The 24,315-nt window shown below is 39.6% G+C and carries 23 protein-coding genes; 15 read left to right on the top strand and 8 right to left on the bottom strand.

Annotation, left to right across the window (positions count from 1 at the left end; all coding sequences use genetic code 11):
• Positions 1 to 191: 191 nt before the first annotated feature.
• From ACT29H_RS05200 to ACT29H_RS05190, 3 genes are all read right to left on the bottom strand, one after another.
• Entirely contained in the window at positions 192 to 482 is a 291-nt protein-coding gene (locus ACT29H_RS05200; RefSeq protein WP_444820545.1) for a hypothetical protein, read from the bottom strand.
• Positions 472 to 837 carry a phage holin family protein gene (locus ACT29H_RS05195; protein ID WP_444820544.1) on the bottom strand — a complete coding sequence of 122 codons (366 nt, stop codon included), beginning with the start codon at positions 835 to 837 and terminating at the stop codon, positions 472 to 474. Before ACT29H_RS05195 ends, ACT29H_RS05200 begins: the two co-directional genes overlap by 11 nt.
• 367 nt (positions 838 to 1,204) lie before the next feature.
• A complete protein-coding gene (locus tag ACT29H_RS05190) occupies positions 1,205 to 1,483 on the bottom strand; it encodes a YtxH domain-containing protein (protein WP_444820543.1) in 279 nt (92 codons plus the stop codon).
• A 509-nt stretch (positions 1,484 to 1,992) separates the two neighbouring features.
• Between ACT29H_RS05190 and ACT29H_RS05185 the strand changes: the two genes are divergently transcribed.
• The 11 genes from ACT29H_RS05185 to ACT29H_RS05135 all read left to right on the top strand — a co-directional run bounded on the left by ACT29H_RS05185 (position 1,993) and on the right by ACT29H_RS05135 (position 13,533).
• Complete coding sequence (locus ACT29H_RS05185) at positions 1,993 to 4,215, top strand: RelA/SpoT family protein (RefSeq protein ID WP_444820542.1); 2,223 nt, start codon at positions 1,993 to 1,995, stop codon at positions 4,213 to 4,215.
• A gap of 294 nt (positions 4,216 to 4,509) precedes the next feature.
• The gene (locus tag ACT29H_RS05180; RefSeq protein ID WP_444820541.1) at positions 4,510 to 5,637 is read left to right on the top strand and encodes a universal stress protein; all 1,128 of its coding nucleotides are present in this window, start codon (positions 4,510 to 4,512) and stop codon (positions 5,635 to 5,637) included.
• Between the two features lie 276 nt (positions 5,638 to 5,913).
• Entirely contained in the window at positions 5,914 to 6,945 is a 1,032-nt protein-coding gene (locus ACT29H_RS05175) for a threonine aldolase family protein (RefSeq protein WP_444820540.1), read from the top strand.
• A gap of 96 nt (positions 6,946 to 7,041) precedes the next feature.
• Positions 7,042 to 7,695, top strand: coding sequence for a rhomboid family intramembrane serine protease (locus ACT29H_RS05170; protein ID WP_444820539.1), 654 nt, complete (start codon positions 7,042 to 7,044; stop codon positions 7,693 to 7,695).
• Positions 7,696 to 8,069: 374 nt separating this feature from the next.
• Positions 8,070 to 8,897, top strand: coding sequence for a sulfide/dihydroorotate dehydrogenase-like FAD/NAD-binding protein (locus tag ACT29H_RS05165; RefSeq protein WP_444820538.1), 828 nt, complete (start codon positions 8,070 to 8,072; stop codon positions 8,895 to 8,897).
• A 12-nt stretch (positions 8,898 to 8,909) separates the two neighbouring features.
• Complete coding sequence (gltA, locus tag ACT29H_RS05160) at positions 8,910 to 10,394, top strand: NADPH-dependent glutamate synthase (RefSeq protein ID WP_444820537.1); 1,485 nt, start codon at positions 8,910 to 8,912, stop codon at positions 10,392 to 10,394.
• Positions 10,395 to 10,455: 61 nt separating this feature from the next.
• Positions 10,456 to 11,445, top strand: a complete 990-nt coding sequence (locus ACT29H_RS05155) for a dihydroorotate dehydrogenase-like protein (protein WP_444820536.1) — start codon at positions 10,456 to 10,458, stop codon at positions 11,443 to 11,445.
• A gap of 192 nt (positions 11,446 to 11,637) precedes the next feature.
• Positions 11,638 to 11,991 carry a 30S ribosomal protein S6 gene (gene rpsF / locus ACT29H_RS05150; RefSeq protein ID WP_444820535.1) on the top strand — a complete coding sequence of 118 codons (354 nt, stop codon included), beginning with the start codon at positions 11,638 to 11,640 and terminating at the stop codon, positions 11,989 to 11,991.
• 3 nt (positions 11,992 to 11,994) lie between these two features.
• Positions 11,995 to 12,264, top strand: coding sequence for a 30S ribosomal protein S18 (gene rpsR, locus ACT29H_RS05145; RefSeq protein WP_444820534.1), 270 nt, complete (start codon positions 11,995 to 11,997; stop codon positions 12,262 to 12,264).
• A 17-nt stretch (positions 12,265 to 12,281) separates the two neighbouring features.
• The gene (rplI, locus tag ACT29H_RS05140) at positions 12,282 to 12,728 is read left to right on the top strand and encodes a 50S ribosomal protein L9 (protein ID WP_444820533.1); all 447 of its coding nucleotides are present in this window, start codon (positions 12,282 to 12,284) and stop codon (positions 12,726 to 12,728) included.
• Between the two features lie 418 nt (positions 12,729 to 13,146).
• The gene (locus tag ACT29H_RS05135) at positions 13,147 to 13,533 is read left to right on the top strand and encodes a methylglyoxal synthase (RefSeq protein ID WP_444820532.1); all 387 of its coding nucleotides are present in this window, start codon (positions 13,147 to 13,149) and stop codon (positions 13,531 to 13,533) included.
• 103 nt (positions 13,534 to 13,636) lie between these two features.
• Here ACT29H_RS05135 and hcp read toward each other — a convergent pair whose 3' ends face one another.
• Both hcp and ACT29H_RS05125 read right to left on the bottom strand, forming a co-directional pair.
• On the bottom strand, positions 13,637 to 15,271 hold the full coding sequence (gene hcp, locus ACT29H_RS05130) for a hydroxylamine reductase (protein ID WP_444820531.1): 1,635 nt from the start codon (positions 15,269 to 15,271) through the stop codon (positions 13,637 to 13,639).
• A gap of 162 nt (positions 15,272 to 15,433) precedes the next feature.
• Complete coding sequence (locus ACT29H_RS05125; protein ID WP_444820530.1) at positions 15,434 to 16,312, bottom strand: ATP-binding protein; 879 nt, start codon at positions 16,310 to 16,312, stop codon at positions 15,434 to 15,436.
• A gap of 163 nt (positions 16,313 to 16,475) precedes the next feature.
• On the opposite strand from ACT29H_RS05125, the gene ACT29H_RS05120 reads away from it, so the two are divergent.
• On the top strand, positions 16,476 to 17,141 hold the full coding sequence (locus tag ACT29H_RS05120) for a Crp/Fnr family transcriptional regulator (RefSeq protein ID WP_444820529.1): 666 nt from the start codon (positions 16,476 to 16,478) through the stop codon (positions 17,139 to 17,141).
• A 50-nt stretch (positions 17,142 to 17,191) separates the two neighbouring features.
• Here the strand turns inward: ACT29H_RS05120 and ACT29H_RS05115 are convergent, their stop codons facing one another.
• Complete coding sequence (locus ACT29H_RS05115) at positions 17,192 to 17,998, bottom strand: META domain-containing protein (RefSeq protein WP_444820528.1); 807 nt, start codon at positions 17,996 to 17,998, stop codon at positions 17,192 to 17,194.
• 359 nt (positions 17,999 to 18,357) lie between these two features.
• On the opposite strand from ACT29H_RS05115, the gene trhO reads away from it, so the two are divergent.
• The 3 genes from trhO to ACT29H_RS05100 all read left to right on the top strand — a co-directional run bounded on the left by trhO (position 18,358) and on the right by ACT29H_RS05100 (position 21,597).
• Positions 18,358 to 19,323 carry an oxygen-dependent tRNA uridine(34) hydroxylase TrhO gene (trhO, locus tag ACT29H_RS05110; RefSeq protein WP_444820527.1) on the top strand — a complete coding sequence of 322 codons (966 nt, stop codon included), beginning with the start codon at positions 18,358 to 18,360 and terminating at the stop codon, positions 19,321 to 19,323.
• Positions 19,310 to 20,326, top strand: coding sequence for a tRNA dihydrouridine synthase (locus tag ACT29H_RS05105; protein ID WP_444820526.1), 1,017 nt, complete (start codon positions 19,310 to 19,312; stop codon positions 20,324 to 20,326). The genes trhO and ACT29H_RS05105 overlap by 14 nt, the downstream gene beginning before the upstream one ends.
• A gap of 302 nt (positions 20,327 to 20,628) precedes the next feature.
• On the top strand, positions 20,629 to 21,597 hold the full coding sequence (locus ACT29H_RS05100; protein ID WP_444820525.1) for a TIGR01212 family radical SAM protein: 969 nt from the start codon (positions 20,629 to 20,631) through the stop codon (positions 21,595 to 21,597).
• Here the strand turns inward: ACT29H_RS05100 and ACT29H_RS05095 are convergent.
• Both ACT29H_RS05095 and ACT29H_RS05090 read right to left on the bottom strand, forming a co-directional pair.
• Positions 21,559 to 22,311 (bottom strand): DUF4197 domain-containing protein, encoded by a 753-nt coding sequence (locus ACT29H_RS05095; protein WP_444820524.1) that lies wholly within the window; start codon positions 22,309 to 22,311, stop codon positions 21,559 to 21,561. The two genes, ACT29H_RS05100 and ACT29H_RS05095, sit on opposite strands and share 39 nt — an antisense overlap.
• A gap of 38 nt (positions 22,312 to 22,349) precedes the next feature.
• Entirely contained in the window at positions 22,350 to 24,236 is a 1,887-nt protein-coding gene (locus tag ACT29H_RS05090; RefSeq protein ID WP_444820523.1) for a YgiQ family radical SAM protein, read from the bottom strand.
• Positions 24,237 to 24,315: the final 79 nt, after the last annotated feature.

Here is a 24,315-nt window from a genome sequence, read left to right as displayed (position 1 = left end):
AAATATGGGATGTTGGCAGCAAATTTAGTCTTTTTGCCGAAAATATGTAGTGACGAATTAGTTCTCACTTAAAAAAGATGGGAGCGGGAAATTACCTTATTAGAGGCCTTCTTAAATATTATGGAGGTGAAATCTCCAAACGATACTTTAGAAATAGGGTGTTATTTTGTGAGGAGGGTGAAATACTTATTTTAATCATTCCGAGGGTGAGGATTTTTGCGGTGTCTTTTTCTGGATGAACCAAAGAAATATCCTTTTATCCGATTGAGCAGTTCCGTAATCATTGGCCGGCCCCATTCCGACAGTAAAGAAGGAACCAAACGGGCCGGATGAAGATTATAACCCAATTCCAGAAGCTTTATGTGAAGCTGTTTTTCGCTATATTGAGCACGGTAGGAGAGATGCATTTTTTCACGGCATAAATCACTATAACTATTTATGTGACGATAATCGCTTTTTCTTCTTTCCATATTATTCTTCATTATGATCAAATTTTGGAAACATTAACTCAATAAAGCGTTTAACAACATGACGCTCAATAATTTTTTTGCGTAAAAACCAAAAGATTATTGCTACCACCAGGAAAAAAAGAGCGGTGAGGGAAAAACCCAGTGCATAGGATCCTAATTGGTTGCCTACTAAAACCGCCACAGCTAAGGAGAAAAACATGAACACAAAGAAAAAAAGGTAGAGCAAGACGGTTTTTGCCATTATACCTGAAAAAAACCTGGACAATTCTCCCGCGATGTGAAGTTTCGTCAGGTCGATGCGCACCTGAACATATTCTTCTACTTCTTTTTTAAGCTCTTCCAGGTCGCGCGTGATATTTTCCTTCATTATATTAATGTTAAGATCAGTAAATATCTCTCACCTTTAGCATGAAAGGTCATTAACCGGCAAGGCTGACCGGAGTGCTTTGTTTTATTGAACCTTCTCATAATTACAAAAACAGGCGGTATGCCGGATGTTGGTGCACAAACGAGAAGCTAGCTACCACCGGACAATGAGTTCGTCAACTATTTCAGCGGTTTCGACTGCTTGGTGAGATATGATTTTGCCAAAGATTATTTCGCACAAAAATAGGTCTAAAAAGTTTCCTAATTATTAAATCGGGTTTTATTGATGTGTTTGCTATAATAGGCTAAACCAATAAAACCCTTTTAAATAGACTTTTTAGACGGTGTCTTGTGTGATCGTATGATCATTAAGAGGCACTTTCGGGTGTTTTTTTGTATTCATCCATTAGCTTTTCGATCCGTTTTTCTAGTTCTTGAATTCTTTTGCGGGCTTCATCCTTCATTTCACCACCTTTTTCTTTAAGCTTCGTCCGCATTTGATCCAACTCTTTTTCGAGATCATCAATTTTATCTTTAATTTGACGCCGAGTGTCTTCTCCCGTTTGAGGAGCATATAGCAAAGCAAGGGCTGCACCAACTGCAGCACCTAAAATTAAGCCGCCTAAGAAAGAACCTGTACTTTTCATATTTTATTGGTTTTTAAGGTTTAAAATTCGATTATTTAAAAGTAAGAAAAAATCCGTGAAATGTCAAACCATCAACGATGGCAGATTCTTTAAAACAATTATTGGGCCATATCCTATTGAAAGCCGGGAAAAATTAATAGAGAATGGAAGTCAACAGAGCAGATATTTTTTTGTCTTAATAATTTTTAGATCATGATAATCAGGAAAAGTTTTTCTGTGGCTCTTTGAAAGTGGAGCAAAACTTGCATGTAAAGTCCGGAAAATAGGTTAACAGTGAATTGCTTTGAAGATAGTCACGTATTTTTTATGGGTAATCTAAGCCCGTGACAAAAAAGGTATGGGGCCATTAAAAGTAATTTAAAAGAGAAAGATAAAATGTTGACTTTTCAATGAGCCTAGAATTGCCGGTAACAGGAGATAAGTGTCAAGCTATGATCTTAACATTATTTCAGGTAATAGCTTGACAGATTATCCTATCTTTACCAATCAAAAGAAAAGAAGAATTTATTATGTCAGATCTGAACAAACCTGTTACTTCTCAGGAAAGGAAGGAAATACTAGATAGTTACAAAAAATTATTGAAGGCATCAGAAGGTATTGTCAAACCGGATGAGGTGCGGATGATTCGTGAGGCCATTGATATATCTCTTCGGAAAGGGAAAAATATTAGACGGGTTTCAGGGACGCCGGCTTTATTGCACTCTTTGGATATCGCCCGAATTGTGGTGGAAGAAATTGGACTGGGCCGAACAGCGCTTATTTGTTCCCTGCTTTATGATGTTTTGCGAAACGGAGAAATGACCCTGGAAGAGATTCAAAATAGGTTTGGAAATCATGTTTTTATGATTATGGAAGGGTTGTCTAAAGTAGCAGAGCTATACAACCGCAATCCAGCCATTCGATCCGAAAATTTTCGAAAATTACTTCTGACATTTGCTCAGGATGTGCGGGTGATCCTGATTATTATTGCGGATCGTTTGCGAACCATGCGTACCCTTGAAAGATATGACCGGGAAAGCCAGATTAACATTTCCTCCGAAGTGTCATATTTGTATGCTCCAATGGCACACCGATTAGGGCTCTACAATATTAAATCGGAAATGGAAGACCTGGTAATGAAATATACTAACAGGGACATGTATAAATTCATTGCCAAAAAGCTGAATGAAACAAAGCGGGCAAGAGATCGCTATATTAAAGAGTTTATAGCCCCCCTTAAAGAAGAGTTGGCCGATCAGGGACTAAAATGTGATATTAAAGGACGTACCAAGACCATTAATTCCATCTATAACAAAATGCGTAAGCAGAATGTGGAATTTGAGCAAGTTTATGATCTTTTTGCCATTCGGGTTATTATTGATACCGAGCCTAAGCATGAAAAGGCGGAATGCTGGAAAGTCTATTCCATCGTTACGGATAAATATCAGCCTAACCCCAGTCGGTTGCGTGACTGGTTGTCGGTTCCTAAAAGTAACGGGTATGAATCGCTGCATACCACCGTGCTGGGCCCTAACCATAAGTGGGTGGAGGTTCAGATTCGAACGAAAAGAATGGACGAAATAGCTGAAAAAGGACTGGCGGCGCACTGGCGATACAAAGGAATCAGGAGCGAAAGAGGATTGGATCAATGGTTGACCAATGTGCGGGAAATCCTAGAAAATCCTGAAGCCAATGTGTCTGATTTTATTGATGACTTCAAATTAAATCTATACGATGAAGAGGTATTTGTTTTTACCCCCAAGGGGGATCTTCGTCGTCTTCCCAAAGGAGCTACTGTGTTGGATTTTGCCTTCGACGTTCATTCTGAAATCGGGAAAAAATGCGTGGGGGCAAAAGTTAATCAAAAGAATGTTCCTTTGAAATACCAACTGCAAAATGGGGATCAAATTGAAGTTCTAACTTCCTCCAATCAAGAACCCAAGCAGGACTGGCTGAATATCGTTTCCACCTCACGAGCCCGAACTAAACTAAAACAGGCGCTCCGTGACATTGAGTTTAAGGAAGCTGAATTAGGGCGGGAAATGCTGGTGCGTCGATTGAAAAACTGGAAACTTGAGTTGACTGATCAATTGACAGGGCAATTGGTAAAGCAATTTAAGTATAAAACGGTACACGACTTTTTTTGTGATATCGCAAAAGATAAGCTGGATGCCGGAGATATTAAGGAGTACATTCTAAAAGACCGTCAGAAAGAGAAAGATCAGGTAGATGGGCAGCAGGCTCTTCGCAGCGCTGAAAATTTTGTGCCGGTAGTGGATAGAGAGGAGTATAATGCCCATGATGTACTTCTGATCGACAAAGATTTAAGCAATGTCAATTTTCAATTGGCCAAGTGCTGTAACCCTATCCTGGGAGATGATATTTTTGGGTTTGTATCGGTGGGGGGCGGTATTCGAATTCATCGAACCAATTGTCCCAATGCACCTGATATGCGGAAAAAATATGGCTATCGAATTGTTCCAGCCAGATGGACCAATGAGGTTGGTGGATCTTATTTGGCGTCGCTGAAAATTACAGGTGAAGATAACATCGGAATTGTGACCAATATTACACAGGTTGTATCAAAAGAGATGGGGCTTAAAATCCGATCTATTAATGTGGAGTCTCACGATGGGGTGTTTGAAGGGACGTTGTCTGTTTTCGTTGGTAACAAGCATTCTCTAAATTTGTTGATGAGAAAGATTAAAACGATTAAAGGTGTGTTTGATGTTTCGAGGTTAGATGTGGTTTGATGTTTTTTGCCGAGGATAAAGATTGATGTTTCCGAAGTTGAGAGGATTTTTTTGCAGCAGATAGTGTCATCTTAGCAATGAGGTTGGTAGTTTTTTAGGCTATGTTATTGATAATTTTTGAATTGGGGGATGAAAAAGTCGAGGAAGGGAAGAGGGTGAGTTCTAAAAAATGCCCAGTTTTTCGATTCATGATGAGGATGAATGTAGAGAACTCATTGTTTTAAGATAAGTATCGTTTTTTGATTCGGTTTTTTTCCGTAACTTAAAAATTGCAAACCCTAAAATATTACAGCTATGAAAGAGGAAAAAATAATAACGTTGGCAACGCGTACTTATGAGCATGCGGAAATTATACGTTCTTTGCTTGAAAGTGAGGGTATTGAATGTTTTTTAGAGAATTTGAATCAGATCCAAGCTGTGATTTCAGATGGTGTTAAGATACGAATTCGGGAACGAGACCTTGAAAAAGCTGTACAAATCATGGAGGAAGTTGAAAAGCCCGAGCTCTTGAAGGCTGAAGAGAAAAAACGTGGTCGTCCACCAAAAGCCAGAATATTATTGCCCGTTGACTACAGTGATTACTCCTCTAAAGCGGCAGAAATGGCATTGGACTGGGCCGCCCAGTTGGACGCAGAGCTAATGGTCTTGCATGTGTTCTATAACCCGGTAATCAATACGCTTCCCTTTGCCGATGCCTACGTTTATGATACCAGCGTGGATGAGATGATGGTAGACTTGGAGGCGAAAGCTAAAGAAGACATGAAAGAATTTCTGGCCCGCATGAAAGCACAAAAGATAAAGAAGAGGCTTGAAAGGGTGAGCATCCGAAGTAAATTGCTTCGTGGTGTCGCAGAAGATGAAATAATCCGATTTAGTGATGAATATGAACCCACCGTGATTGTAATGGGAACCAGGGGAAAGGATCGTAAAGCATCCGATTTGATTGGCTCTGTTACTGCTGAAGTAATGGAAGGGGCAAGGGTGCCTGTCTTTGCTGTTCCGGAAGATTTTAAATATGACGGAATAAGTAATTTGAAAAAAGTCCTCTATGCTACCAATTTTGAGGAATCCGATTTTGTTGCCCTTGATAAACTGGAAAAGTTGGTCAAACCTTTGGCTGTTTCTATTACTTTTGCCCATGTATGTGAAAAACCCTCCGGGAAATGGAATCAGCTAAAAATGGAAGGTCTTAAAAAGTATGTGGCCGAAAAATTTCCAAACACTCATATTGATTTTGATATTATTCAGCATGAAGATTTTGAAGTCGGAATTGAAAATTATGTGCGGTCCAAACATATTGATGTAATAAGCCTGACCACTCGACGCCGTAACATTTTTTTCAGAATGTTTAACATGGGATTGGGAAAGAAAATGTTGTTTCATTCAACGACTCCGTTATTGGTGTTTCATGCCAGAAGATAGGTCTGGTTCAGTGTTTTGTTGAACGATTGAATGGTGAATTTAGCGTGGATATGAATAGTTGGTGAGAGATCTAAAATATCATTGTTAGATCATTAATGTTTTATTTAGAGTAATGACAATTTTGGTTCCATCTATCATTTAAAAAATGATTTAGAGAAGTTATGTAAAATCGGATGAAACGAGCATGGCAATTTGAGATTGTCACAAAAGAACCTGTTTAAAACAAATGGTCATGCGAGTTCCATCAGACCAATGAATTAAACCAATTTTATAAGGATGAAAGGATTTGCAAGTGATAACAACTCGGGTGTTCACCCCGAGGTGATGAGAGCTTTATTTGAGGTTAATCAGGAGCATGCGATAGGTTATGGAGGTGATGAGGTTACAGCTCGAACTGAGAAGCGGTTTCAAGAAATTTTCGGTGGGGATGCCAAAGTTTTTTTTGTTTACAATGGGACCGGAGCCAATGTTATCGCTCTTCAAGCCATGACGCAACCATTTAATTCAATTATTTGTGCTGATACGGCGCACATTCATGTGGATGAATGCGGAGCGCCGGAGAAACATACGGGATGTAAATTGTTGACATTGGAAACACCTGATGGAAAATTGACCCCCCAACTTATAGAAAAACATTTACATGGATTCGGATTTGAGCATCACGCACAGCCAGGGGTCGTCTCTGTAACACAAGTTACGGAATTAGGTACATTATATACACCTCAAGAGTTAAGAGATCTTTCTGATTTTGTTCATAGCAGGGGCCTTTATTTACATTTGGATGGAGCTAGAATTTCTAATGCGGCTGCAGCACTTGGTTGTAGTTTTAAGGAAATTACGACTGATGTTGGGGTGGATGTACTCTCCTTCGGAGGAACCAAGAACGGACTTATGTTAGGAGAGGCTGTGGTGTTTTTAAATCCTGATTTTGCTCATTATGCTAAATATATCCGGAAACAGACTACCCAGCTGCATTCGAAAATGAGATTTATATCCGCCCAGTTTGAGGTTTATTTAAAAGATGAACTTTGGCGCAAAAATGCCGAACATGCTAATAGGATGGCGCAATTGTTAGCTCACGAGTTGGAGCAGATCGAAGGAGTGCAAATTACTCAAAAAGTTCAGGCAAATAGTGTATTTGCCATTATTCCTTCATTTATAACAGAACCTTTGCAAAAAAAATATTTCTTTTACATATGGGATGAAGTACGCAATGAAGTGCGATGGATGACTTCCTTTGATACCACTGAGTCTGATATTATGGGGTTTGTTAGAGAGCTGAAGTATTTATTACAAAAGGTCAACTGAAAGGAATATGAATGTCTGGCCAATTTCACTTATTTAAGAAACCCATTTTATTCGCAACAATGAATTAAAATCCCTCCAATCCACCCAAATGAGTCTATGGATAACCGTCTTAAAACCGAAAGAAAAAGAATAATATACAGCACTGTATTTCCATTGTTTATCCTTTTTCTAATGTTTACGGTTCGTTTGGTGGAAACATTGGAAAATGGCCATTGGTTTTTTTTGGGCGTTAAACCGTTATCTGTTGAAGGCCTAGTTGGCATTATTACCGCCCCTTTCATTCATGCCGATTGGGCTCATTTTATTGCGAATGCAGGACCATTCCTTGTGTTGGGAAGTGTTCTGTTTTATGTGTATAGGGATATAGCCTTTAAGGTGTTTATTTGGATTTATTTGCTTGCCGGAGTTTGGCTTTGGTTTGGTGCTAGGGATGCTTGGCATATTGGTGCCAGCGGCTTAGTTTATGGAATTGCGTCCTTTCTTTTTCTTAGCGGTATAATCCGAAACTATGTTCCTTTGATTGCTGTTTCGATGTTGGTGACCTTTTTATATGGTGGTTTGTTTTGGGGCCTTTTCCCTATGGAATGGCAGGTTGAATATTCCTGGGAAGCCCATTTTTGGGGTGCATTGGCCGGTATAGTTGTGGCAGTGGTTTATAGAAAGGAAGGTCCACAAAAAAAGCCTATGCTGGAAGATGAAAATAATGATGCGTTGGAAAGAACCGAGGATTGGGATAGTCCTATGCTTTGAACTTTATTCGTTTTCTGAGATGCTTTAGGGACTGATTTATTTCCTTCGCTATTTTTCCGTGTTCGCATAAAGAGGTTTATTCTTCTTATTTTTATACATTGTAAATTAGATTAAGTACGATAGATAACGTTGTCTTCATCAACGGTTATTATTAGATTTGCTCTCAATTTTTGCGAGTATAAAAGCTTCATAAAAATGTAATTTTTCCCTGAAGAATGATAAAACCGATTTATTAAATATGAGAATCAAATAGGAAGAGGAAGGCTGAAATATAATTTATATTGGCTGTAAAAAGAAGAAGAATCAAAGGCAGCTTGATGGAATAAGGAATTAATTGCATGAAGATAAAACCAGAGATTTAATTTATATTGAAAATGAATAAAGTAATCCGAAAAGAATTCTTTTCAGAAAATGTGGTATGCCTGGAAATTGAAGCGCCACGGATCGCAAAAGCTAGACGTGCCGGACATTTTGTAATTGTTAGGGTGGATAAAAATGGAGAGCGTATTCCTTTGACTATTTCTTCATCTGATCTTAATAAAGGTACTATTACGCTTGTGATTCAGCGGGTTGGTGTAACGTCTCGAAAATTGACGGAGCTGGAACCGGGAGATACCATTGCTGATATGGTGGGGCCGTTAGGACAAGCTACCGATGTGAAAAAAGTTGGAACAGTGTTGGCCTGTGGAGGAGGTGTCGGAGTAGCGCCTTTATTGCCTATTGTTGAGGCCAATAAAAAAGCTGGAAATAAGGTGATTTCTATTCTGGCGGCTCGGACTAAGGAACTTATCATTCTGGAAGAACAGATTAGAGAATTTTCTGATGAAGTTATTATTATGACGGATGATGGCTCATATGGAGAGAAAGGTCTTGTAACTGAAGGAATGGAAAAAGTTATTGCCCGCGAAAATATTGATGAGGCAGTCATTATAGGACCTGCTATTATGATGAAATTTGCAGCCGAAGTTACTCGAAAATATCAAATACCTTCTATTGCCAGTCTTAATACCATTATGGTTGATGGTACCGGTATGTGTGGGGCCTGCAGGGTTACAGTGGATGGTAAAACCAAATTTGTTTGCGTGGACGGACCTGAATTCGATGCCCACAAGGTTGATTTCGATGAGATGTTGATGAGACTTAACGGGTACAAAGATTTTGAAAAGGATGCGGACGAACGTTACCGTAAAATGCACCAGTAAAAGTTGAATATTATGGATTTATCAGATATTTTGAAACAGGAACGGGATGTTGCCTGGCGAAAAGAATTAAGAGGAAAGCTGAAAAATAAAGAACGGACGGATATTGGTCGTGTGAAAATGCCGGAAGCAGACCCCTCGGAACGACGACGTTCATTTACGGAAGTAAACCGTGGTCTTTCGGTGGAAGCGGCAATGACTGAAGCAACCAGGTGTCTGGATTGTCCTAAACCAACCTGTATCGAAGGTTGCCCCGTTAGCATTAATATTCCCAAATTTATTAAGAATATAGAACGTGGTGAATTCTTAGAGGCGGCACATGTCCTTAAAGAAACCAGTTCTTTACCTGCTGTCTGTGGGCGAGTTTGTCCGCAGGAGAAGCAGTGCGAAGCCAATTGTTTTTATACACGTAAATTAAAACAACCGGCCGTCGCAATTGGTTATCTGGAAAGATTTGCTGCCGACTACGAAAGGGAAACAGGAAATATTTCCATTCCTGAAAAAGCTCCGGCAAAAGACAAAAAGATTGCTTGTATTGGATCCGGGCCAGCTGGCTTGTCGTTTGCCGGAGAGATGGCCAAACGAGGATATGATGTGACCGTTTTCGAAGCTCTTCATGAAATAGGTGGCGTATTGAAATATGGGATACCTGAATTTCGGCTTCCAAACAGTGTCGTAGATGTAGAAATTAATAGCCTTAAGAAATTGGGTGTTAAGTTTGAAACCAATTTTATTGTTGGTAAAACAGCGACAATCGAGGACTTGAAAGAAGAAGGTTTTTCCGGTTTCTTTGTGGGAAGTGGCGCTGGATTGCCCCGGTTCATGGGAATCCCCGGCGAGAATCTGGTGGGCATTCTAAGCTCAAATGAATATCTGACAAGAGTTAATCTGATGCAGGCCAATCAGGAAGAGACAGATACGCCTATTTTGAAGGGGAAACGTGTTGCTGTAATAGGTGGTGGAAATACTGCTATGGATTCGGTGCGTACAGCTCTTCGTCTTGGAGCAGAAAAGGCCATGATTATCTATCGTCGATCTGAAGAGGAAATGCCTGCTCGTGTCGAAGAGATTAAGCATGCCAAAGAGGAAGGTGTGGAGTTTTTAAATCTTCAAAATCCTATTGAATACATTGGTGACGAAAAAGGATATGTAAGGCAAATTAGAATTCAACGCATGCAATTAGGGGAACCGGATGCCAGCGGACGTCGCCGTCCCATCCCCATTGAGGGCGATGAATATCTTTTGGATGCAGATACTGTGGTGGTCAGTGTTGGTGTATCCCCTAATCCTTTAATACCTCAATCCATGCCTGATTTAAAAACCACAGATTGGAACACGCTGGTGGTTGACGAAGAAAATTTAAGGACATCCGTTCCATTTATGTTTGCAGGCGGTGATATCGTGAGAGGAGGGGCCACCGTGATTTTGGCTATGGGGGATGGACGAAAAGCTGCAGATGCAATGGATCGTCAGTTGTCTGAACAGAATGAGGGTGAATGACTAAGTTGAGACCAATTGTGTAGGTATAGGCCAATAACTTAGACAAATAAATTAAAGTATTATGAGTGAATTAAAAACAAAATATCTAGGGTTGCAACTGGATAACCCCATATTGGTTGGGAGTAGCGGTCTTTCCGGAACTGCCGACTCCATTTTGAATTTGGTTGATAAAGGTGTTGGAGGGGTGGTTCTGAAATCTCTCTTCGAAGAAGAGATCATTATGGAATACGAAAAAAACGTGAAAGAGAAACTGGGGAATTCTGACAACAATCTAGAATTTTTAGACTATTTCGATTACCAGTTAAAGGAAAACAAACTCAAAGGATATAGGCAACTGATTGAAGAAATAAGAGCTCATAGTGATGTTCCGCTGATCGCCAGCATTAATTGTTATTCCCCAGGAGAGTGGTTCTCATATGCAAAAATCCTGGAGGATTCAGGGGTAAATGCTTTGGAATTAAATCTTTACCGAATTCCTTCCAAGATAAATGTCGAAGCAGTAGATATCTTAAAGAATTATTTTGATATAGTGAAACGAGTAAAAGAATATGTAACTATCCCAGTTTCAGTTAAAATTAGTCCCTATTTTACAGATTTGGGGAATGTGGTTTCAAAATTTGATATGCTAGGGGTTGATGGAGTTGTATTGTTTAACCGTTATTATTCGCCTGATTTTGATTTGGAAAATGACCGCATTATTTCAGGTCCAATTTATTCTTCTGCCGGTGATTACACCAATACTTTGCGATGGATGGCTATGCTAAAAGATCAGGTTACATGTGATTTGAGCGCTTCAGGAGGGGTACATTCTGCCGATACATTATTTAAAATGTTATTGGCTGGTGCTAATAGTGTACAAGTAGTATCAGCATTATATAAAAATGGAGCAGGTTTTGTCAGAGATTTAATCTCCGGTCTTCAAACCTGGATGGAAAGGAAAAATCTGACATCCATTGAAGATATTCATAAATTGGGAAGATCTATGATGCCCAATCATGCTGAAATGTTTGAACGAGTGCAGTTTATGAAGTATTTTGGAGAGCACAATTAGAGTTTAAATAAAAGAAGTAAGAAGGACAGATCGAAAGGAATGAGAGGGAGAGACTTTTTTCGAGAATAGGGGCGTTTGATGAATTATTGGTGGGTGGGATCTTATTCAAAAAAGTTGTCTGAAAGAAAAAAATACACTACTTTTGCGGCGCATTATCGTAAAATGATGTTCAATTAAAAACAAAAAAAGTTTATGCAAAATCATTATGAAACCGTTTTCATTTTAACTCCCGTTTTATCTGATGTTCAGATGAAGGAAACGGTGGAGAAGTTCAGGAATTTGATTCTTGAACAGGGGGGAGAAATCGTCCATGAGGAGAACTGGGGTCTCCGAAAACTGGCATACCCCATCCAGAAAAAATCAACCGGATTTTATCAGTTATTTGAGTTTAAAGCTGATCCGACTTTTATTGAGTTGCTGGAAATTAATTATCGCCGTGATGAGCGAGTGATAAGGTTCCTTACGTTTAAAATGGATAAATATGCCATTGAATACAGTGAAAAAAGGAGAAGTAAAAAACAGCAAAAAGAAGGAAAGGAGAATTAAACCATGGCACAAAATCAAAGTGAAATTAGATATCTGACTCCTCCATCGGTTGAGATCAAAAAAAAGAAATACTGCCGTTTTAAAAGAAATGGTATTAAGTATGTCGACTACAAAGATCCGGAATTTCTGAAGAAGTTTCTGAATGAGCAGGGAAAAATTTTGCCCCGACGCATTACAGGAACATCCCTTAAATATCAGAGAAAAGTGGCCACAGCTATTAAAAGAGCTCGCCACCTGGCGTTACTGCCTTATGTAACCGATTTGATGAAATAAACCAGGAGGATTATAAGATGGAAGTAATTTTAAAAGAAGATGTGGCCAATTTGGGTCATAAAAATGATATAGTGACTGTGCGACCGGGATATGGACGCAACTATCTTATTCCAAAGGGAATTGCCATCCTGGCCACTGAGTCGGCTAAAAAAGTGTTGGCTGAAAATAAAAAACAACAAGCCCACAAGGAAGAAAAAATCCGCAATGAAGCGTTGGAGCTGGCTAAAAAACTGGAGGGAACAAAAGTTACCATTGGTGCAAAAACCAGCTCTACTGGAAAAATATTTGGCTCGGTTAATAATATCCAAATTGCTGAAGCTTTGGCAGAAAAAGGATTTACCATTGAGCGTAAGAATATTTCCATTGTGGAAGATAGTGTGAAAGAAGTGGGGAACTATAAAGCCGAAATTAAATTGCATCGCGAAGTCAAAGTTGAAATCGATTTTGAGGTAATTTCGGAATAGTTTTGTCACTTTAGTTTTAAAAATTAAGATACGTTTTCAAACAATATAAAAGGTCTGGCCACTTACGGTCAGACCTTTTAGTTTTATTGAGTTTTTTTTTGTTTTGCGGGAATCAGGATTATATGTTTTTTCCTATTTTTGGTTTACTTGGTAAGAACAAGAAGAAGGACGATATTGTGATTAATGATAGGATGTTGATTTTGTGATGAAAACTCTGTTTTTAATTGCTTTTCAGGATTTCATCCTATTGTATAGAGAGAGAAAATGATAATACCTTGACCTTTGTAATTTTGGCTCATTGTTTTTATTTGTTGCTTTCCCTGCCTGAAGATTTATTTATTTTTAGTATTGAAGGATAGGAGGGCAGGAATATTTAATCTAGATTATGAAGTAAATATAAACTCTAAAAATTTTAATTATGAAATTAGCTGTTATTGCACATGACGGGAAAAAAGCCGAAATGGTATCGTTCTTGAATAAGCACTACAATTTTCTTCATCAAGCAAATATTGATATTATCGCCACGGGAACCACCGGAACACATGCTCAAAATGCAGGCTTGAAAGTGGAAAGAGTATTATCAGGTCCCCGTGGCGGAGATGCACAGATTGCCGCGCAAGTGGCTGAAGGTAATATTCAGGCTGTCTTCTTTTTTAGAGATCCTTTGGATAAACATCCACACGAGCCAGATATTAACATGTTAATGCGTATTTGTGATGTGCACAATGTACCTTTGGCTACCAATCCCGCAACTGCAGAAATGGTGCTTCGGGGATTGGTAGGAAAGGATCGCAAAAAAAAATAGATCTATCAACTTCATCCTCATCATAGGTTGTGTTCCTATGGTTTGATCCTGTCGTTTGTTAACGATGGGTTTTTTTTGCTTCTTGAAAATTTTTTCATAAAATTTATCCAATCATTTCAGATAAATCCTGATATACGGTTGAAATAGAGGCAATTCCAAATTGCTCTACCAGTACTTTCGTAACATTAGGAGAAAGAAAGGCAGGAAGCGTTGGCCCAAGATGGATGTTTTTTACCCCTAATGAAAGTAGAGCCAGCAATACAATTACTGCCTTTTGCTCGTACCAGGCAATGTTGTAAACAATGGGTAATTTATTGATGTCATCTAACCCAAACACTTCTTTTAGTTTCAGAGCGATTACTGCTAGGGAATAGGAATCATTGCATTGCCCAGCGTCCAGAATTCTAGGAATTCCGTCAATTTCACCGAGGGGAAGTTTGTTGTAACGATATTTGGCACAACCCGCCGTCAATATTACTGTATCCTGAGGTAATTCATTGGCAAAATCAGAATAGTATTCTCGTGCCTTTATGCGACCATCGCATCCTGCCATTACCACAAATTTTCTAATGGCACCCGACTTCACTGCTTCTACTATTTTGTCGGCTAATGCCATAACTTGGTGATGGGCAAAACCACCTACAATTTCTCCCGTTTCAATTTCTTCAGGAGCTTTGCATTTCTTAGCATGTTCAATAAGTAGAGAGAAGTCTTTGGGTTGCCCATTTGTTCGTTCCGGGATGTGGGTGCAACCATCGAAACCTGCAGCACCAGTAGTGTAAATGCGGTCTTTGTAACTCTCTTTAGGAGGAACGAGGCAATTGGTGGTAAGCAATACGGGACCATTGAAACTTTCAAATTCTGTGGTTTGTTTCCACCATGAATTTCCATAGTTCCCAACAAAATGGCTGTATTTTTTGAATGCCGGATAATAATTGGCAGGCAACATTTCACTATGTGTATATACATCTACCCCTGTGCCTTCGGTTTGTTTCAGTAGCTCTTCAAAATCTTTGAGGTCGTGACCACTCACCAAAATCGCAGGGTTTTTTCTTACGCCCAGATTTACTGAAGTGATTTCAGGATGACCATAGCTTTTGGTGTTAGCCTCGTCAAGAAGAGACATGACTTCTACGCCGTATTTGCCACATTCCAAAACCAGTGGAAGGAGATCCTTAACAGTTAGGGTCTCGTCAACAGTGGCAACCAGTCCTTCCTTAATGAAAGCGTTGACCTTTTCATTGTGGTATCCAAGGTTAAAAGCGTGTTCTGCATAAGCTGCCATTCCTTTCATACCATAGGTGAGGAGCTCTTTTAAGGATCGGATGTCCTCATTTTTATGACTTAGCACACCAACTTGAGTGCTTTTCTCTGCTATGGATTCTTCGGAAAAACCTCGCCATTTGGCACATTCTGGAATTTCTTCAAAACTTTGGTTTACCTTTTGCGATAATTGATCCTGTATTTCCTGGCCTTTAAGAATTTGGGCGATAATTTTGTTGCGGTCAAAATTGGCATTGGTAATAGTTATAAACATTGAGTCGATGATAAACTTATCAGCCAAAGGGTTATCAATTCCGGATTCATCGGCTTTTTGACTCCACCATGCCACACCTTTGGTGACAAATAGTAATAGGTCCTGTAAATTGGCTACATCGGATGTTTTTCCACAAACCCCTTTCACCTGGCAACCAATTCCTTTGGATGCCTCCTGACATTGAAAACAAAACATGCTCATGGTAATAGTTTTTTTATTAGTTATTGAGTAATTAGTTGTTTCTTCCCGGGATAGGATGTGAATACCCCATTTTAATTAGATTCCTTTTCTGATCTCTTTTTGTCTTAAACAGTTTGTATGATTGAAATCTGTTTTCAGATTTTTTTGGTTTCATGTTAAATGTCACACCCACTCTTCTTTGAGGATATTTCCTTCAATGGAAACGACTACCTGCTTAATCGGAACTTTCCTGTCAGCGTTTAATGCTGCCTGCCTTACCATTTGTAACAAACCACCGCAACAAGGGACTTCCATCATTACCACGGTTATCGTATTAACTTGGGCGTTATTGATTAATACTTCTAGTTTCTTGACATAGACTTCTTTTCCATTGTCGAGTTTTGGGCAGGCAATGGCCAAAGTTTTTCCTCTAAGCAATTTACGATGAAAATTGCCCATTGAAAAGGGGACACAATCTGCCGCTAATACCAAATCACTATTATTGAAAAATGCTGCGGAGGGGTTAATCAGATGTAGTTGTACCGGCCATTGGCGCAGCTCTGAAGTGGATTGTTCTTCAGTTTGGGAATTTGAAGGTGCTTGAGCCCTGTTGATGATCTGACTTCTGGAGCCTGGACAACCTGCACTTGGTTCATCTTTGATGAAACCAATGGTCGGGCGGTGCAATTCCCTAATTACTTCCATTAGATCGAAAGAGAGTCTATTTTTATGCGATTGTAGATATTCCATAGCCTTTTTTAGATATTCATTTTCGTTATGGTCTTTGAGATGTTTTAGATGAGCGACTACAGTGTTTTTGCCTTTGGGAAGCATGAGTTTGAGGGTTTCAATTTCATCATAGGGTTGGGTTTCTCTTTTTTCAATGGTTATGGCATTTTGCGGGCAATGTCCCAGGCATGCACCAAGACCATCGCATAAAAGGTCACTTACCAGACGGGCTTTGCCGTCAATTACAGCCAATGCTCCCTCATGGCAATTGGGAATACAATTTCCGCAGCCATCGCAAAGAGCTTCATCTATTTTTACTATTTCTCGTATCATGCCTTTGGAATTTATTTATGTTTGCGTGATTTTGAATGCAAATAAAAAGATAAAAACATCCTTTGTTTGTAACAATTGTTACAATCTTCGTTATTTTTGAGCAATTGGTTTATTTGTTATTGGTTATGAAGGGTGTATGTTTTTAATAAAAAAATAAATTTCGATGAATGAGGTTGTTTATAAATCCCCACTGTTTTTGGGTCTTTCTAAAGATGACGTAAATGAGTTATTTGAAGAGGTGGTCTATCAGTTAAGAAGCTACACTCCTGGGGAAATAATAGCTTTCGGAGGGGAAGAATGCAGATCGCTTCTTATTGTTCTCAATGGGAAAGTGAAAGGAGAAATGATTGATTATTCTGGCAGGGTTCTTAAAATCGAGGATATCCATCCTCCCATGCCGTTGGCGGTGGCTTTTTTGTTTGGGAAAAACAACCGTTATCCTGTAACTATCAGTGCCACAGAAGTGACTGATCTTTTGGTGTTTCCCAAAGAGTCTGTTGTCTGGATGATGCAGCGCAGTGAACTGTTTTTGACCAATTTTTTGAATGCCGTGTCGAATAGAGCGCAATTTATTTCAGGAAAGCTTATGTTTCTTTCTTTTAAAACCCTAAAAAGCAAATTGGCCCATTACCTTCTGGAACTTGATCGTCTCCAAAATAGAAATGGGAAAGTCGTTTTAAATAAGTCGCATGAAGAATTAGCCGAATTATTTGGTGTTACACGTCCCTCCTTAAGCCGTACTGTTAGAGAATTGCATCAACAGGGCATCATCCAAGCCAGAGGAAGAGATGTGTGTATTATTAATAGCAAAGCGCTTTTAAGGGAATGAAATCGTAAAAGTTAAGTGGATTATGAGATTTTGTTTTTCTCTTTTCTGTGCTATTTTTCCGTAGAGAAGAAGATGGCCAGTTGTTTTTTGGTTTTATCCTTTAAAATTAGTTTGTTGGGTTGAAGCTCATAATACATGCAATTTTTGAGCATTTCCGTAAAAGCAGTTTCAAGTTCCATGGTTTCGGAACAAAACTTTTTAGTAGACGAAATTTGCGAAATTCGAATGTGCCCTTCGATACCCAATTCATATTCCCCAAAAAAATTGTTGCAGCCTCCGAAGCCGTTAATTTGTTTTGTTTCAGTATTAAATTTGATAAACGGAGATAAATTATCCGGAATTTTATCTGACATTGATGTGAGTTGACTTAACTGCCACTTCTGTTTCGTTATTTGATTTAAATGATCGGAGGAATCATTGGTTTTGACTGGATGCAACAAATAGTTATCCGATTTTTTTGTGTTAACCGGTTTGCCATTGCGTTCTAAGATTAATATTCCATTTTTTTGAATTCTAATATATGTTTTATTATGGTTGTGATCTACTAATAAGAGTTTCCTTTTACTGTCTGTTTTGTGAACGATTCCTCTTTCTTTCAGGGATGCAATGTTTTTATTGATATAAGTTTTTGTTAATTGGTAAGTTCCATCTTCATTAATAGTAATTGTGGTTTCTATTCCGGGACAATCCAGACATGAAAGGATTCCGGTAAATTTTCCTGTGATATTACACTTATCTTTACATGGGATCTCCTGGCTTGTTGATGCAAAACTATTTCCAAAAACGAAGATAATACTCCAGGATAGGACTAAGAATACAGACTTAAGCATTGCGGGACGAGTTTTTAATGGTTTCATTTATATTTTGCGTTTGAAGGTTTTGTCAGGTAATCATTCTGTCTCTCTTCAAAAATTACTTAGTTGTAAGTAAGTTATTATAAAGAGGCAGAAAGATGAAAATGGTTGCTTTTTAAATGGCATATTAATTACATTTTTCCCCTGCTTCATTGGCAAACGCGAATGTATTAAAGAAAATCGAATATTAAAATAAAATTCTATAGAATTTCTAAACTTATTATGTTGTTACATGAAAGTATTTAATTTGGGTTTTTCCGGCGCAAAGACATTAATTTTTTAAATTAAGATGAGTTTGTCCGAATAAGCTACTTTCTTATCTTTGCAGCGTCAAATTAAAAAACAGAAAAACAGGGTTGAAAATGTTGCTGTATAATCGATTGAGCCGGCAAGAACTGGAAAAACGATTGCGCTCTGAGAAATTTTCCCGACGTACTCTTTCTTTTTATCGATATGTTTATATCAAAGAACCGAAAGAGTTTCGAGATCGTCTATATTTGGCTTGGGATCAACTGAAATGTTACGGGCGTGTGTATGTGGCAGAGGAGGGGATAAATGCTCAAATGAGTGTGCCCGAACCTAACGTTGAAGCGTTTCTAAAACATCTGGATACGGTTCCTGAGCTGTCCGGAATTCCTGTAAATTGGGCCGTTGAAGACAATGGTAAATCCTTTCTTAAACTGGTTATCAAAGTGAGACCTAAAATTGTGGCCGATGGCCTTAATGAGCATGTGTTTGATGTAACCAATGTAGGAAATCGCTTGTCTCCGTACGAGTTTCATAAGCTTGTAGGGCAGGAGGATGTTGTGGTTGTCGATATGCGAAATAATTATGAAAGTGAAGTTGGTCATTTTAAGAATGCAATTTGTCCAAATGCCAACACCTTTAGAGAAGAGATCGAATTGGTTGTGAATGAGCTTAAAGAAAAAAAGGATAAAAAGGTGCTATTGTATTGCACCGGAGGTATCCGTTGTGAAAAGGCGAGTGCGTGGCTTAAGCATCATGGTTTTACCGATGTTAATCAGTTGCATGGTGGAATTATTTCCTATGCCCACGAGATCAAAAAATCGCGCATCCCTTCCAAATTTATTGGTAAGAACTTTGTTTTTGATGAACGACTTGGGGAACGAATTACGGAGGATGTTATAGCCACATGTTACCAGTGTGGTGAGCCTTGTGATCAACATGTCAATTGTGCGCATGATCAATGTCATAAACTAATCATACAATGTGACAATTGCAGAGAAAAATATCAAGGATGTTGTAGCACAGAATGTCAACATAATTTGGAAGAACAAACCACAAAATCTTTGCATGATCTATCCTAAAGATAATTTTTGGAAATCGTTTAAGCTTCCCCTGATGATGCTGGCACCAATGGAAGATGTTACTGATACAGCCTTCCGGGAGGTGGTGTTGAGAAATGCAGCGTCTGGCTCCCTCCATGTGGTTTTTACCGAATTTACGTCCACCGACGGGTTATGCCATCCTCAAGGGAGGGATTCTGTTCGTCAGCGGCTTTGGGTGAGTCCTTCTGAAAGAAAACTACTGCAGGAAAAGGACATTAAAATCGTAGCTCAGATTTGGGGTAATAATCCTTCCAACTTTTATGAAACGGCCAAGCTATTGTCTGAGGAATATGATTTTGATGGGATTGATATCAACATGGGCTGTCCGGTGCGTAAAGTGGTTGCACAGGGATGTGGTTCGGCATTGATCAATAATGAGTTATTGGCATCTGAGATCATTACTGCCACTCGTGAGGCTACGGAACTTCCGGTTAGTGTTAAGACACGTTTGGGGGTGAAAAATGTGGATACCGATCGTTGGATTTCTTTTTTGCTGGGACAACCTGTTGATGGGATTATTTTGCATGGGCGTATTCAGAAACAAATGTCTGAAGGATTGGCCGATTGGAATGAGATTGCCAAGGCAGTAAAGCTAAAAAATAAACTAGCTCCTCATATTCCCATCATAGGAAATGGAGATATATGGTCATTGGAGCAAGCCCAAAAAATGGTTGGGGAATATGATACAAACGGAGTGATGATCGGGCGGGGAATATTTAAAAATCCCTGGCTCTTTTCCCGTCGCACAGAAAAAGAGATTTCTGTTCAGGAACGAATCAATACATTGCTGCTGCATCTCAATTTATATGAAAAGAAATCCCGAGCTAGAGAAGCTTACCCGGTGTTAAAACGCTTTTTTAAAATATACATGTCTGATTTTGATGGCGCTGCAGGACTGCGACAGATGCTGATGCAGACCAATACTATTCGCGAAGCAAAAAAAATACTGAATAGTTATCAAGAAGAAATATTGATGGCTTGAATATATGGAATTATGGGTCAATAATATATTTGAGTTTTGAATGACCGCCTGTGGGGTAAATACTAAGTGTTAAAATTATTCTTGCAGTGGTATCTTTTTTATCTTCAATAAAACGATGATGTGTGGTTTTTATGATTTGAATCAATAGTTGGCTAAGATGATTTATTATGTTAGGATAAGTCCTCCTTTAGAAATCGATCATTGCTTGTTATACTAATACTGGAAGTTCATGTTCAATACCCATAATAAACTTTTTTTAGCATTCACCATTTCAGAATTGTCCTATCTTTGAAAATAAAACCATGACGGTTATTTATCCATGGGGAAATAATAATCCCTTTAATGATTATAGTAGTTTTCTTAAGAATAAATTTCACAGAAGAGTCCAAAAGTTGTCTCTAAATGTGGGATTTACCTGCCCAAACAGGGATGGCACCAAAGGACGCGGGGGATGTACCTTTTGTAACAACAATTCTTTTAATCCGGATTATTGCGAACCTGATATAAGTATCACCGATCAGCTTAATAAGGGAATTTCCTTTTTTGATGAACGATATCCCGACCAGTATTATTTGGCCTACTTTCAGGCCTATACTAATACATATGGTCCGTTAGACCAATTGAAACGATTGTATGAGGAAGCGCTGTCGCATCCTAAGATTTATGGCCTCGTAATCGGCACCCGCCCGGATTGTTTGCCGGATGAACTGATTGAATGGCTCAGCAGCCTACAAAGCAAGCACTATATCGTTGTTGAGTTGGGGATCGAATCTACAGATGAGGAGACCCTGGTAAAAGTAAACCGTGGGCATACTTTTGAAGAAACACGTGATGCTATCTTGCGACTAAACCAGGCTTCCATTCCGGTGGGTAGCCATTTGATTCTCGGACTTCCGGGTGAAACCACTCAGATGATGCTGGAACATGCCGAACGCTTGTCTTCCCTTCCTTTAGGTTATTTGAAAATTCATCAATTACAATATGTTCGCGGCTCTGCTTTGGGACATCAGTACCTGAACAATCCCGAAGAATTTCGTGTTTTCGATGTTGATGAGTACGTCGATTTGGTAATTGCCTTTTTGGAACGATTGAGCCCTCGTATTGTCGTTGAACGTTTGGCGAGTCAGGCGCCTTATCATTTATTAATTGCACCCAAATGGGGCCTGAAAAACTTTCAATTGACTGAATTGGTGAAGAAGAGAATGAAAGAACGCAATACCTGGCAGGGAAAGCTATTGGGTGTTTGCGCGGCCGAATACCCGACGAAGTAGATCGGTAACTCTGGCTTCAGTATTGGTACGTATTTCTGCTTCTTCCATGGCCAACTTGACGAAGAGACCATTCAGTGCTTGCTCTGTCAGATACCTGTCCAGTTCTACTTCCACGCTTTCCAGGTCAGCCATTTGCCCTACGAAGGAGTGCGCGATACGATTCCATTGACCGGTAAGGGTTTCCCAGGCATCACTGGTGGATATATTGCCCACCAGTTTTTTTCCCACGCTGGCTTTTATTTTAGGTTGATACAAATTGTACAGCTCATCGTATGTTTGCATCTTAAGATATTGGGTGGCAGCATCGGTATTTCCATTGAGAATTTTAAATCCATCCTGGATGGTCATTTTAGAAATGGCGTTGGCAAATATGGGGGCAGCATCTCGTGCCGCATCTTCAGCAGCACGATTGATTCGTAGCAAAACGTCTTCTACCATCTTGTCACCACCCGGTATTTTTGACAGATTTTGAGTGATGGTTTGAGCCTGAGGTGGCAGGCTAATTTTTACCCGTTCATCGCCATAATAGCCATTGATACCGGAAAGTTCTTTTGCGGCCGAGTCGGCGCCGATCACCAACGCTTGCTTTAATCCGCTGATAACTTCGTTTTGGGTTAACGGTTGATTAACATTCATATCTTTAACTACCTGAGATAGTTCGGCGCAGGCTGTAAATACTAATAGGACAGGAATGAAGGCTACGAATTTTCTCATACTTTTATTTTAAAATTCTAACATCTAATCACTAATTTCTATTTTTTTTGCGGAGGCTTACTCAAATTATTCCTTTTCCCTGGCTTGGAGGCAAAAAGGCGATGGTTAAGGTCATGCCAGCCGGCTCTTTTCATTCTTTTCTCTAACTCTTGCCTCTTTTGGGGTTGATACCAAAAGAAATACTGCCTTTGGTTAAGTTTCTCTTCTCGGGTACGTGCCACATACACTTTTTTTAGGGTGTAAGGATCTACACCGCTGTAATACATTACTGTGGCTAAGGTCATAGGGGTGGGAGTAAAGTCTTGAATTTGTTCCAGAGTAAAGTTAAGGTTTTTGGTTTCAATGGCAAGTTCAGCCATATCTCTTTCCTCACAACCTGGATGACTTGAAATAAAATAAGGAATGAGCTGCTGATTCAACCCGTTTTCTTTGTTGATCTTGTTAAACAGATCGTTAAACTTATGAAATAAAGAAAAAGTAGGCTTGCGCATAGCTTTTAATACGCGGTCAGAAGTGTGCTCAGGAGCCACTTTTAATCGTCCCGAAACATGGCGGGTAATAAGTTCTATAAGATATTCTTCGAGACTGGAGTCTTTCTTTTTATCCGAGAGGCATTGCATCAACATATCATAGCGTACCCCGCTACCGATAAACGACTTTTTGATTTCTTTCAATTGGTCCACCTTTTTGTATATGTCGAGCAGTGGCCGGTGAGAGGTGTTGAGATTGGTACATATTCTTGGCGATATGCACGATGGCTTGACACACTTCTCACATAAAGAAAGATCTTTGCCTTTCATCTTATACATGTTGGCACTTGGTCCACCCAGATCGGACAAATAGCCTTTAAAATGTTCGCTTTGGGTTATCTTTTTTACTTCGCGAAGAATCGATTTTTCGGACCGTGACACAACAAATTTCCCTTGGTGGGCCGAAATAGTGCAGAAACTGCAACCACCGAAACAGCCACGGTGAAGGGTGACCGAATGTTTGATCATCTCAAATGCCGGGATGTCTCCTTTCTTCTTATATCTTGGATGGGGCAGCCTGGTGTAGGGAAGATCAAAGACGTAATCTGTCTCTTTTTCACTGGAGGGTGGAAAGGGAGGGTTTACCACCACTCTTTTGTCTCCGACACACTGATGCAGCCGGGAAGGATACATCTTATTGGACTCTTCCTCAATGTGTCTGAAGTTTCTGGCAAATTTTATTTTGTCGCTCAGACACTCTTCATGAGAGAATAGCTCAATATCTGAATCGTTCCATTTTTTATGGTTTGGGAGTGATTCTTCTTTGTTTTGAAGTATGGCTGTTTGGGGAAGGGTTGTTAGATTTTGCAACGGAACACCTTTTTGCAGAAGCGTTACCAGGTTTTTGACAGGTTTTTCACCCATACCGTAAATCAACATATCGGCGCCCGACCAGGAAAGGATATTGGGCTTTAGCGTATCGCTCCAATAGTCGTAATGTGTCAATCGACGCATGGAGGCCTCAATTCCCCCTATAACCACCGGAACTTGCGGGAATAACTCTTTGAGAATTTTTGTGTACACAACAGTGGCATAGTCGGGACGGAAACCGGCTTTCCCTCCTGGGGTGTAGGCGTCGTCCGATCTTAGGCGTTTACCCGCGGTGTAATGATTTACCATGGAATCCATGTTGCCCGCTGTTACCGCAAAGAATAATCTGGGAATGCCAAGTTTGCGGAAGTCACGAAGGTCATCCCGCCAATTGGGCTGGGGGACAATTGCTACGCGAAGGCCCAGGTCGAGTAATACCCTCCCTATTACGGCTCCTCCAAAGGATGGGTGATCGATATAGGCATCGCCGGAAAATATAATGACATCCAGTTCGTCCCATCCATGCGCTTCAACTTCTTTTGCCGAGGTGGGAAGCCAATCGGTTATATGATATTGATGTTCCAAGTTTTTTTGTGCAAAGATAAGTTTTTGATGCACTTAATGGGAACCCCTTCTGTTTTATCCAAACTTTATGCGGATGTTT

Source organism: Thermophagus sp. OGC60D27, assembly GCF_052400625.1.
In the GTDB taxonomy this organism is placed as follows: domain Bacteria; phylum Bacteroidota; class Bacteroidia; order Bacteroidales; family Marinilabiliaceae; genus Thermophagus.
The sequence above is the reverse complement of the archived record's forward strand: the minus strand, read 5'-3'. Positions and strand labels throughout refer to the sequence as shown.